11 protein-coding genes are annotated in these 12264 nt (G+C 32.9%); 3 read left to right on the top strand and 8 right to left on the bottom strand.

Going from position 1 to position 12264, the window contains the following annotated elements; genetic code table 11:
- Positions 1 to 12: 12 nt before the first annotated feature.
- Positions 13 to 1359 carry a TolC family protein gene (locus BT107_RS11220; RefSeq protein WP_072303908.1) on the bottom strand — a complete coding sequence of 449 codons (1347 nt, stop codon included), beginning with the start codon at positions 1357 to 1359 and terminating at the stop codon, positions 13 to 15.
- A 226-nt stretch (positions 1360 to 1585) separates the two neighbouring features.
- On the opposite strand from BT107_RS11220, the gene BT107_RS11225 reads away from it, so the two are divergent.
- Together BT107_RS11225 and BT107_RS11230 are read left to right on the top strand one after the other, a co-directional pair.
- Positions 1586 to 2956, top strand: coding sequence for a sigma-54-dependent transcriptional regulator (locus tag BT107_RS11225; protein ID WP_072303909.1), 1371 nt, complete (start codon positions 1586 to 1588; stop codon positions 2954 to 2956).
- Complete coding sequence (locus BT107_RS11230) at positions 2946 to 4295, top strand: sensor histidine kinase (protein ID WP_072303910.1); 1350 nt, start codon at positions 2946 to 2948, stop codon at positions 4293 to 4295. The genes BT107_RS11225 and BT107_RS11230 overlap by 11 nt, the downstream gene beginning before the upstream one ends.
- A 6-nt stretch (positions 4296 to 4301) precedes the next feature.
- Here the strand turns inward: BT107_RS11230 and arfB are convergent, their stop codons facing one another.
- From arfB to BT107_RS11265, 7 genes are all read right to left on the bottom strand, one after another.
- Positions 4302 to 4706, bottom strand: coding sequence for an alternative ribosome rescue aminoacyl-tRNA hydrolase ArfB (gene arfB / locus BT107_RS11235; RefSeq protein ID WP_072303911.1), 405 nt, complete (start codon positions 4704 to 4706; stop codon positions 4302 to 4304).
- Between the two features lie 2 nt (positions 4707 to 4708).
- A complete protein-coding gene (locus BT107_RS11240; RefSeq protein WP_072303912.1) occupies positions 4709 to 5680 on the bottom strand; it encodes an ABC transporter ATP-binding protein in 972 nt (323 codons plus the stop codon).
- A 55-nt stretch (positions 5681 to 5735) separates the two neighbouring features.
- Positions 5736 to 7883, bottom strand: coding sequence for a prolyl oligopeptidase family serine peptidase (locus BT107_RS11245; protein WP_072303913.1), 2148 nt, complete (start codon positions 7881 to 7883; stop codon positions 5736 to 5738).
- Positions 7884 to 8101: 218 nt separating this feature from the next.
- Positions 8102 to 9091: an aspartate-semialdehyde dehydrogenase gene (locus tag BT107_RS11250; protein ID WP_072303914.1), complete on the bottom strand. Its 990-nt coding sequence runs from the start codon at positions 9089 to 9091 to the stop codon at positions 8102 to 8104.
- A gap of 173 nt (positions 9092 to 9264) precedes the next feature.
- Positions 9265 to 9669 (bottom strand): large conductance mechanosensitive channel protein MscL, encoded by a 405-nt coding sequence (gene mscL / locus BT107_RS11255; RefSeq protein ID WP_072303915.1) that lies wholly within the window; start codon positions 9667 to 9669, stop codon positions 9265 to 9267.
- 64 nt (positions 9670 to 9733) lie between these two features.
- Positions 9734 to 10840, bottom strand: coding sequence for an alanine racemase (gene alr / locus BT107_RS11260; RefSeq protein ID WP_072303916.1), 1107 nt, complete (start codon positions 10838 to 10840; stop codon positions 9734 to 9736).
- A complete protein-coding gene (locus tag BT107_RS11265) occupies positions 10833 to 11477 on the bottom strand; it encodes a thymidine kinase (protein WP_072303917.1) in 645 nt (214 codons plus the stop codon). The genes alr and BT107_RS11265 overlap by 8 nt, the downstream gene beginning before the upstream one ends.
- A gap of 103 nt (positions 11478 to 11580) precedes the next feature.
- Here BT107_RS11265 and BT107_RS11270 point away from each other — a divergent pair, with 103 nt between their 5' ends.
- On the top strand, positions 11581 to 12264 hold the full coding sequence (locus BT107_RS11270) for a hypothetical protein (RefSeq protein WP_072303918.1): 684 nt from the start codon (positions 11581 to 11583) through the stop codon (positions 12262 to 12264).

The raw sequence follows: 12264 nt of genomic DNA on the forward strand, positions 1-12264 counted from the left end.
ATATTGTAATTGTTAGTTTATGGTAAATACTGGTAATCCTTGATAAAAAGCCAATGTACTTTGGTTTACTTTTAATCTTATTTGCACTTGTAAATTCTCGTTTTTTGCGGTAGTGTACAATACTTTTGCTTGGTACAACTCTACGGCAGAAATCATCTCTTTCTCGTATTTCTTCTGTGCTATAGAAAAGCTAAGCTCTTGTGCTTTTAGTTTTTGTATGCTTTGTAAATTCTCGATCTCTAAAGCACTTTTTTCTTGTACCAATTGTTGTATTAGTTTGTACAACTCTTGCTCTTGAATTTTTAAATTATTCTCTGCTTGTTGCAATGCTATTTTTTGTTGCTTTACTTGCGATCTTCCAGACCATTTATTACTAATTGGTATGTTCACAGATACACCAATAGATCTAGATGCATTATCTCTTATTTGGTTTTTAAATGATATTATTTCTCTACTAATATCGTCTATATTTGTCTCGTAATATCCTGTGCCGTAACCTGCAAAAAGTGATATTGAAGGGTACAAACCTCCTCTAGCAATGGCTACTTCTTTCTCTGCTGCCTTTACACGCAATTGTCCAGATTTTATGCTTGGCAAAAACGCTTGTGCTTTTGTATAAACAGAATCTGTTTTTGTTGTTTCAACTAGATTCTCTTGTATATTTAAAACATCTGTTTTTAAGTCTATTGTAGACACGCCTTCTAAATTCATTTCTTGTATTAAATTTAGTTTTGCTGCTGCTAATTGGTTTTCGGCTTGTGTAACTGCTAACTTATCTGTTAATAAAACAGATTCTGCCTCGTACATATCTGCCTGCGCTATTAACCCTAATTCTAATTGTTTTTTTACAAACGCATAGTTGGTGTCTGATATACTTACTTGTTCTTCTGTAATTTCTAACAAACCTTGGTAAAATCTTATATCGTAAAAAGCAGACATTACTCTAAATGCTAATAAATACTTCTGTTGTTGCGCATCTTCTTGTACAGCTTTATAAATATACTTTGTTGCTTTAATTGTATTTACTCTTTGGAAACCTCTAAAAATATCTATAGAAGAATTTAACCCGTAATTATTAGAAAAGAAATCTGTATCTATTATATTGTTATTATTTGGATCTGTAGATCTACCATATCTAATAACATAATCTGCAGAACCATTAATGCTAGGCAACAAATTACGTATAGCTTGTTTGTGTGTTTCTTTACTAGATGCAACAGTATAAGCTTGGTTGTTTAATTCTAAGTTATGAGAAACTGCATAGTTAATACACTCGTCTAAAGACCAACTTTCTTGTGCTTTAATTGGCAAACTAACCAGCAGTAGCAAAAATAGAATATGTGTTATTTTTAAGTTCATAATTTTATTGTGTGCCAAAACTAAAGCTATTGTTATGCCAAAAACATAAATTACTGAAAAACAATATTTTAACTACAAAAAACTAAATATACGAATATGTAAGTGTAAAATATATATACAAATAATGTCAATTTTTTTTACACTTTTAAAATACTAAGGCATATCATTTGTAATTTTAAACTACACCAGTTATTACATAGCTGTTACCAACTAAAACAATTTTATAATGCAAAAAGGTAAAGTATTAATCGTAGACGACAATAAAAGTGTGCTAAGTGCATTAGAGATTTTATTGCAATTTGAATATGAAAAGGTCGATACACTTGGCAACCCTAACCTTTTATCTTCTTTTAAAAATTTAGAAGATTATGATATTGTTTTATTAGATATGAATTTTTCTGCAGGTGTAAATACCGGCAATGAAGGCTTGTATTGGAACAGAGAAATTAAAAAACGTGCGCCCCATATTTCTGTAATTATGATGACTGCTTATGGCGCAATAGACCTTGCTGTACAAGCATTAAAGGAGGGTGCAACAGATTTTATTTTAAAACCTTGGAATAATGACAAGTTGCTTGCTACATTAAAATCTGCTTACCAGTTACGTAAATCGCAAAAAGAAGTTTCTATATTAAAAGAGAAAGAGAACTCTTTAAAGCAGGTTATTAATCAGAATAAAAATTACATAATTGGTAATTCTAAAGCATTAACCTCTGTTCTAAACCTAGTACAAAAAGTAGCTAAAACAGACGTAAATGTATTGGTAACCGGAGAAAATGGAACAGGTAAAGAACTAATAGCAAGAGAACTACATAATTTATCTAACCGCAAAAATGAGGTTTTTATAGGGGTTGATATGGGTTCTATATCTGAAACCTTATTTGAAAGTGAACTTTTTGGGCACACCAAAGGAGCTTTTACAGATGCCAAAGAAGATAGAGCTGGTAAGTTTGAAGCTGCAAATGGCGGAACCTTATTTTTAGATGAAATAGGAAACCTAAGCTTACAAACTCAGGCTAAACTACTATCTGCTATACAAAACAGAGTTGTGGTGCGTGTAGGCTCTAACAAACCTATACCTGTAGATATACGCTTAATTTGTGCCACCAATTGCAATCTAGAAAAAATGGTTGCTGATGGTCTTTTTCGGGAAGATTTAGTATACCGTATAAATACCATACACGTAGAAGTACCCGCACTTAGAGAAAGAGATGGCGACATTTTAATTTTGGCTGATTTTTACCTCACTAAATTTATGACTAAATATGGCAAACTTGGTTTGCGTATTAATAACCTTGCACAAGAAAAATTACTAGCATATAGTTGGCCTGGTAACGTTAGAGAATTACAACATACTATGGAAAGAGCTGTTATTTTATGTGATGGAAGCGTGCTAAAACCAACCGACTTTATTTTAAATGAAAAAGGAACACCTACATTAGATACTGCAAATGTTACCTTATCAGAAATGGAATTACTATTGATTAATGATGCTCTAAAAAAGCACGACGGTAATTATAGTGCTGCAGCAAACCAACTAGGAATTTCTAGACAAACATTGTATAACAAAATTAAAAAATCTGAAAATGGCGAGTAAAAGTTTCTATTTTCAGTTAGTTCTTAGGGTTATCTTTATTACACTTTCTGCCATTGGGCTAGCTTATTTTGGGGTGCAAAAAGAGTACATTATTGCTGCTGTATTTTTAATTGTTTTGGTTTTGCTAACCGCATATTTAATAAAATATGTAAACCATACCAATCGTAAAATTGCATACTTTTTTGAGTCTATAAAAAATGAAGATTTTACGTTGCGTTTTCCTGAGTATGAAAATGTAAAATCTTTAAAAGAACTTAATCGCAGTCTTAACATGCTTAATGCTATGATACATAAAGTACATGTTAAAAACCAAGTACAAGAAAAATACTATCAGGAAATACTTAAACACGCAGATATTGGTATTTTAACCATTAATAGCAAAGGACACATTTTATTTGCCAACCCTAGAGTAGAACATTTACTAAATTACAAACCGCTAAACCATATTAAACAGCTAGAGCAAGTAGATAAAAAATTATACGATTTGTTTGCCAAGCTAGAGCCTTTTCAACGTAAGTTAATTGAGTTAACTAACGAAAGAGAGAAAATACAACTTACCTTAAAATCTACAACCGTTACACTAGACAATCAGAATTTATTATTGGTAGTTGTACAAGATATACAAAGAGAGTTAGAAGAAAAAGAGGCCGATTCATGGGAAAAACTTATACGAGTTTTAACCCACGAAATTATGAATACTATAGCGCCAATAACATCAATATCTGAATCTATTTTAAATTATTACAAAAAAGAAGACGGATTAATACCACTTGAAGAATTAACCGAAAAACATATACAAAACACCTCTAAAGGCTTAGCTGTTGTAAAAGAACAAGGAAATAATTTAATGGACTTTGTACAAAGTTACCGTAGTTTTTTAAGTATTCCGACACCAGACAAAAGTCTTGTAAAAGCAGAACAATTAATACACAAAGTGTTTGTGCTAATAGATCAGGAAAACCAGAATACCAATATTAATTTTGTATTTAATTTAACAACAGAAAACTTAGAGTTTTTTATAGATGAAAAACAAATTACTCAAGTACTTTTAAACTTGTGTAAAAATGCAGTACAATCTATAGGCGAACAAGAGAACGGAAATATTACTGTTACCGCTGGTATCACAGATGAAAAAGAAAAATTTATTACTGTTACAGATAATGGTCCTGGTATTCCTCCAGAATTAATAGATGAGATTTTTATTCCGTTTTTTACAACCAAAAATACCGGAACCGGAATTGGACTTAGCTTGTCTAAACAGATCTTAAGATTACACGGCGGAAGCTTAAAATTAAGAAGTACACCAAACCAAGAAACTGTTTTTACGTTGTTGTTTTAAGTATTACTACTCTAAACTTGGCCTTTTTCGGTTTACTTTCTTTAAAGCCGATTTCTTTTTGCTATTTAACCGTTTTTCTATGGCAGATCTAGATGGCTTTGTTTTTTTACGCTTTTTAGGCACCACTAAAGCCGACTTTATAAGCTCTAAAAAACGTTTTATAGCCAAATCTTTGTTTTTATGCTGACTTCTAGAGTCATCGCACTGTAACAACAATACATTTTCTTTTGTAAGTCTGTTACTTAGTTTTAGTAACAGTCGTTCTTTTTCTTTATCTGTAACTGCTGTAGAGTTTTGCAAATCATAAGTAAGCTCTATTTTAGTAGAAACTTTATTTACGTGCTGACCACCAGCGCCACTACTACGCACTGCTTTAAATTGTAATTCTTGTATTATTTGTGTTGTATTCAAAATTAAGCTAGTCTTTTATTTAGTACTTCTAAAGAAACATTTAAGAATACATTTTTACCAACCTCAATACTTTTACTATCCGTAAAAAACAAACTCTGATCTTCTGTTATCCCTTCCATTAAATAATAAGATCCCATTGCATAACTATTAATTACACGTACTTCTATTCCAGAAGTTTCAGACACCTTAAACTCGTGTGCATATACCACAATATCTTTTTTAGCTTCTGTATATTCTTTAATAGTAGAAATAGGAAGTAGGTTTGCCTCTGCAAACAAACTTGCTACATATAACGACTTTGGATTGTTATATAATGTTTCGGTTTTTTCGTTTGCTAATATTTCCTGATCTTTTACAACCAATATACGATCTGCAAATGGCAATACTTCTTTCTCGTCATGAGTTGCAACAATGCACGTAATTTTTTTACGCTTTAAGTATCCAAAAAGTCGTCTACGCAGACTATTTTTTCTAAAATTATCTATGTGACTAAAAGGTTCATCTAACAGCAAAATCTCTGGTTCTTGTGCCAATACTCTAGCTAAAGCCACTCTTTGTTGTTGTCCTCCGCTTAATAGCTTTACTTTGGTCTTTGCAAAACTAGTCATCTCTACCATTTCTAAAAGCTCTTCTGTTCTTGCTTTTAGTTCTTCTGGATAAAACACAGATAAGTACTGACTCACATTTTCTTCTACAGTAATAAAAGGCATTAAGTCAAAATCTTGAGACAAGTATTTCATATACTTTTCTCCTGGAATTAAATTATAATCTGGTCCTAAAACCTGATTGTCATCCCAAAAAATAGTTCCCTTATCTAACTGTAAAATACCGTAGATAATTTTTAAAAGTGTACTTTTTCCACTGCCGCTTTCTCCTAAAATGGCAAGGTATTCACCATCATTAACAGTAAAATCAATGTCTTTTAGAACTGGCGTTGTATTGTATGAAAATGTTATATTGTTTACGTGTAGCATAAATTGAAAAAATCCGTCTCTCTTAAGAAACGGATTTTTTTATAATTTTTAGTTCTTATTCTTTAAAATCTTTTAAAATTGCCTTATTTGGCAATTCTTTATACCCCATATTAAATAGTGTAAATGCCTGTATATCTACTTGTTCATTAATGGTGGCCTCAGTAGATTTACCCGCTCCGTGACCAGCATTAATATCTATTCTAATTAATGTAGGGTTAGCACCTGTTTGTTTTTCTTGCAATTCTGCTGCAAATTTAAAACTGTGCGCTGGCACTACACGGTCGTCATGATCTCCCGTAGTTATTAAAGTTGCAGGGTATGCTACTCCCTTTTTAACATTGTGTACTGGTGAATACTCTAATAAATAGTTAAACATTTCTTTATCGTCTTCTGCTGTACCATAGTCATAAGCCCAACCTGCACCGGCTGTAAATGTGTGGTAACGTAACATATCTAAAACACCTACTGCAGGCAATGCTACTTTAGCTAAATCTGGACGCTGCGTCATTGTTGCACCAACCAGTAAACCTCCGTTAGAACCACCTCTAAGTGCCAAATACTCTGGTGTTGTGTACTTGTTTTCTATTAAGTATTCTGCTGCTGCAATAAAATCATCAAAAACGTTTTGCTTTTGTAATTTTGTACCTGCATTATGCCATTTTTTACCGTACTCACCACCACCTCTTAAATTAGGCACAGCATATACGCCACCTTGCTCCATCCAAACAGCATTGGCAATACTAAAACTTGGAGTTAAACTTACATTAAAACCACCGTAGCCGTATAGTATGGTTGGGTTTTTACCATTTAGTTCTATTCCTTTTTTATAGGTAATTATCATTGGTATTTTTGTACCGTCTTTAGAAGCATAGAATACTTGTTTAGACTCGTAATCTTCTGAGTTAAAATCTATGTTTGGGCTCCAATATTGTTTGTATTTTCCTGTTTCTACGTTATAACTGTAAGATGATCCAGGAGTATTATAATTTGTAAATGAGAAGTAAAACTCTTTTTCTTCTTTTTTACCTCCAAAACCTGAAGCTGTACCAACACCTGGCAACTCTATGGTACGCACTAAATCTCCATCATAATTATATTGCAATACTTTAGAAATAGCATCTACCATATAATTGGCAAAAAAGTAACCGCCACCAGTACCTGCAGTAAGTACATTCTCGGTTTCTGGAATAAAGTCTACCCAATTCTCTGGTGTTGGGTTAGCAGCATCTACTGTAACTACTTTTTGATTAGGAGCATCTAAATTTGTTGCTAAATATAATTTAGAACCTACATTTTCTATTACATAAGTATCTGATTTAGTATGGTCTAAAATGGTTGTAACTTTATTTGTTTCTAAATCTTTTAAAAACAATTTATTACCTGATGTAGAGACAGATGCAGATATTAATAAATATTTACCGTCTTCTGTAACAGTGCCACCAACATACCTGTGTTTTTCTTCTGCTGTACCACCAAAAACTAATTCGTCTTGACTTTGTGGTGTTTTTAGTTTGTGGTAGTATAATTTGTGCTGGTCTGTTTTTGCAGATAACTCGCTCCCCTTTGGCTTGTCATAACTAGAGTAAAAGAACCCCTCGTTACCTTTCCAAGATAAACCACTAAATTTTACATCTACCAAAGTATCTTCTACAACGGTTTTTGTTTTTGCGTCTAGAATTATAATTTTTCTCCAGTCACTACCACCTTCAGAAATTAAGTATGCTGCCAAAGAACCATCTTTAGAAAAACTTAACCCAGCTAATGATGTTGTACCGTCTTCTGAAAACTTGTTGGGGTCTAGAAAAACTTCTTCTTTATCGTCTTTTTTTCTGTAGATCACGGATTGATTTTGTAATCCGTTATTTTTTGAAAAATAGATATAATCTCCCTCTTTAGATGGTGATCCTAGTTTTTCATAATTCCATAATTTTTCTAGCCTTTGCCTTATGTCTTTACGAAACGGAATCTGATCTAAATACCCAAATGTTGTTTTGTTTTGTTCTTTTACCCAAGATTCGGTTTCTGTACTACGGTCATCTTCTAACCAGCGGTAAGGGTCTGCTACATTTGTACCAAAATAATTTGTTACAGTATCTACCTTATTGGTTGTTGGATATGAGGTCATAATTGCTTCTTTTTTTGAAGGTGATTTACAGGCTACAAAGGTAATAGCAGTAAAAATAAATATGCTTAATTGTTTCATAAGAATTTGTTTATTTTTAGGTTGATAAAACATAACCGTTTTGTATTAAACGTTTTACGCTTTTAAAAATAATACAAAAAAACCTTTAAGAAGAATTCTTCTCAAAGGTTTCTATTTTTTGTGTTAGGGATTGTAATGAAAATCCTTTTTTATTTTTCTTAAAAAAGATTGTAATGCAAAGCCCGCCCGTTAGGAACACCCTAAGCTAAACATACGTATTAAAGTAAGTTGTTGTTGTTTAGGTATTCTGCAATTTGTACTGCATTTGTTGCTGCTCCCTTACGTAGGTTATCTGCAACGATCCACATATTTAATGTATTTGCTTGCGACTCGTCTCTACGAATACGTCCCACAAAAACATCGTCTTTATTATGTGCATAAACTGGCATTGGGTAGGTGTTTGTGTCTGGATTATCTTGCACTACTACGCCTGCCGTTTTGCTTAAAATTTGTCTTACCTCGCTAACATCTGCATCGTTATAAAATTCTACGTTTACAGATTCTGAGTGTCCACCTGCTGTTGGTATGCGTACTGCTGTTGCTGTTAATGAGAAGGTACGATCGTTAAATATTTTTTGTGGCTCACGAGATAGTTTCATCTCTTCTTTTGTATAGCCATTATCCATAAAAACATCGCAATGTGGTAATGCATTTCTACTAATTGGATAAGGGTATGCCATTTCGCCTTTTATACCTGCAATCTCGTTTTCTAATTGCTGTACTGCTTTTACACCTGTACCAGAAACAGATTGGTAGGTAGATACCACAACACGTTTCATCTTATATTTTTTATGCAAAGGCGCCAAAACCATTACCAATTGTATGGTAGAGCAGTTTGGATTTGCAATAATTTTGTCTTCTTTGGTTAGTTCACTTGCATTAATTTCTGGAACTATTAATTTTTTTGTAGGATCCATACGCCAAGCAGAAGAATTATCTACTACGGTTGTACCAACCTCTGCAAATTTTGGAGCCCACTCTAAAGAGGTATCTCCGCCTGCAGAAAAAATAGCTAAATCTGGTTTAGCTGCTACTGCATCTGCTAAACCAATAACGGTGTGTTCTTTGCCGTTATAGGTCATTTTTTTACCTACAGAACGTTCTGAGGCTACTAATAACAACTCTGTTAATGGAAAATTACGTTCGCGTAACACGTTAAGCATTACTTCTCCTACCATTCCTGTGGCACCAACTACGGCTACTTTCATTTTTTTAATATTTAGAATAACAAATGTAGTTTAATGTAGTTTAACCGCCAAGCAAGTTTTAATAGAATAAAATAAATATAACAAATTGTTTTATTTGTAACACTTAAAAAAGAAATAAAAAAAACCGCCAAGCTTAATGGTGAGCTTGGCGGTAGTATATAGTTATTAGGGAATTACTTTTTTAGTAAATCTCTAATTTGTGCTAATAACTCTTCTTGTGTTGGTCCTGCTGGTGCAGCTGGAGCCGGAGGAGTTTTTGTTTTGTTGTAAGCTTTTACGATTAAGAACATTACAAAACCTACTATTAATAAGTTAATAATTGTGTTAATCCAAGCACCGTAAGCAATTACAGCTCCACCTGCTTCTTTAGCTGCTGCTAAAGTTGCATAGTCTTTACCGTCCATTGCTACGTGAAGGTCTTCAAAGTTCATACCTCCTGCAAAGTAACCTACAAATGGCATTGCAATGTTGTTTACAAAACCATTAATAACTCCGCCTAAAGCCGTAGCCATAATAACCGCAACTGCAAAATCAATTACATTACCGGTCATAATAAAATTCTTAAATTCTTTTAACATGTTTAGTGTATTTATTTAGTTAATAGCTGCAAGATACTAAAAAATACAGTTTCTTAAAATTTTCTTAAAAAATAAAAACTCTGTTAACACGTTGAGATATGCCTGTAACCAATTCATAAGAGATTGTACCTGCTGCAGTAGCTAATGCATCTGCAGTATACACTTCATTAAAAACAATAGCCTCATCACCTTCTTTACAGTTTATATTGGTTACGTCTACCATAATCATATCCATACAGGTATTGCCAACTATTGGTGCTTTTTTACCATTAATAAATACAAATCCTTTTTGGTTACCGTAAATTCTATAAATACCATCTGCATGGCCTAAAGGCAAGGTGGCTGTAACCATTTTATGGGTGGCTTTGTATGCCATATTGTACCCTACGCTTTGGTCTGGCTCTAAATTATGTAACTGAGAAATTACTGTTTTTAAACTAGCTATTGGTTTTAAGTGTACATCATACTTAGGGTCGTTACCAAAACCATACAAACCAATACCGCTACGTACCATATTAAAATGTGCTTCTGGATAATTTAATATACCAGATGTATTACACATATGCTTAATGGGCGAATAACCCAATAAACCATCTAACTTGGTATTAATAGCAATAAAACGCTGTATTTGTTGTTCTGTAAACTCTTTCTCGTTTACATCTTCTGATGCTGCTAAATGAGAAAAAGCAGAAGCTACTTTTATAGCTGTAGTTTCTTTTATTTTTTTTACAATTTGATCAATGTCAACCTCTAAAAAGCCTAACCTATTTAAACCTGTATTAAATTTTAAATGTACAGGGTAATCCTCTTTATTTATTGATGAAGTATATTTTATAAACTGATCTAAAATTCTGACAGAATAGATACTTGGCTCTAAATTGTAAGCTACAATTTCTTCAAAATTTACCTCTTGCGGATGCAACACTAAAATAGGTGTGTGTATACCTGCTTTACGTATTGCAACACCTTCGCTAGTATATGCAACAGCTAAATAATCTGCTCCTAGTTCTGTTATTTTTTTTGCTATTTGCACTTGGTCACTACCATATGCAAATGCTTTTACTACAGCCAAAAACATAGTTTTAGGCTGTAACTTAGATTTTAAATAGCTGTAATTTTGTTCCAGATAATTTAAATTTATTTCTAGAACTGTTTCTGTTGCCTTAGGCATTAGTATCTTTTTTAGCGTCTTTTACTTGCTCTGCATCTACGTCTATAGTTTTCACCTTTTCTTTTAACATAGCCTTATAGTATGCTGCTCTGCTTAATGGTTCATATTCTTCAGTCTCACCTAGCATTACCAAATTATCGTTGCTAGATTTTCTAAAGCTATAGTTTGCTAAATTCCCTGTACGTGTACAAATTGCGTGTACCTTAGTAACATATTCGGCTGTAGCCATTAATGCAGGCATTGGTCCAAATGGGTTTCCTTTAAAATCCATATCTAAACCAGCGACTAAAACACGAATTCCTTTGTTGGCTAAGTCGTTACAAACAGTAACAATCTCGTCATCAAAAAATTGTGCTTCGTCTATACCAACAACATCACAACCGTCTGCCAACAATCTAATATTTGCAGCAGCAGGCACAGGCGTAGACCTTATTTCATTGGCATCATGAGACACTACCATTTCTTCATGGTATCTTGTATCTACAATAGGCTTAAAAATTTCAACTTTTTGCTTGGCAAACTGTGCACGCTTAAGCCTTCTAATTAATTCTTCTGTCTTACCAGAGAACATAGATCCGCAAATAACCTCTATCCAGCCAAATTGTTCTTTGGGGTTCACCGTATTTTCAAGAAACATTTTGTATTTTTAGACGAAAATAAAGCGTTTTTCGTTCTTATTTAGTAGATCGATTAAAATTATTGAAAATTTTCACCAGATAAGGTTTTAAAATATAAGGAAGATGAAGGAAAAATTAAAACAAGAAATAATGAAAATGTCTACGGACATACTAACTTCCAATGAATTAGACAACGTTTCTAGTTTGTACGAAACGGCTAAAGCATTATATGAAAAATTAGCAGTGTTAAAATTTATTGAAGAGAAGTTACACGATGTTGAGATAGATGTTACCAAAAATATTATTGCAGAAAAGTTTGAACAATTAGCGAATGCCGTTATTTATGAAAACACTTCTATACCAGAAAGCAATCCGCACCAAGAAGATATTATGACTCCTGGTATAGATACTATTATGGATATGATGCCAGAAATGGAAGACCCTAAAGCTACAGATGATATGCTTAACGAATTTGCAACTAAACCAGAGTATGCAAAAAACGATCTTGAACTTTTTATGCCAGAATCCGAGGTTAAAACAAAAACTGCAACAGAAAAAGTAGTAAATAGTGTCGCAACCGCTGAGATTAAAATTGGTCTTAACGACAGGTTAGCATTTGTAAAACATTTGTTTAATGATAGCAACGAGGATTACCAAAGAGTATTATCGCAATTAAGCACTATAGACACAGAAGAACGATCTGTTGCTTTTATTGTAAATATGGTAAAACCAGATTATAACAATTGGTTAGGAAAAGAAGAGTACGAAGAGCGTTTTATGGCAATTATTGAACGTAAATTTGCATAA

The sequence above is a fragment of the Cellulophaga fucicola genome (assembly GCF_900119145.1).
Classification (GTDB): domain Bacteria; phylum Bacteroidota; class Bacteroidia; order Flavobacteriales; family Flavobacteriaceae; genus Cellulophaga; species Cellulophaga fucicola.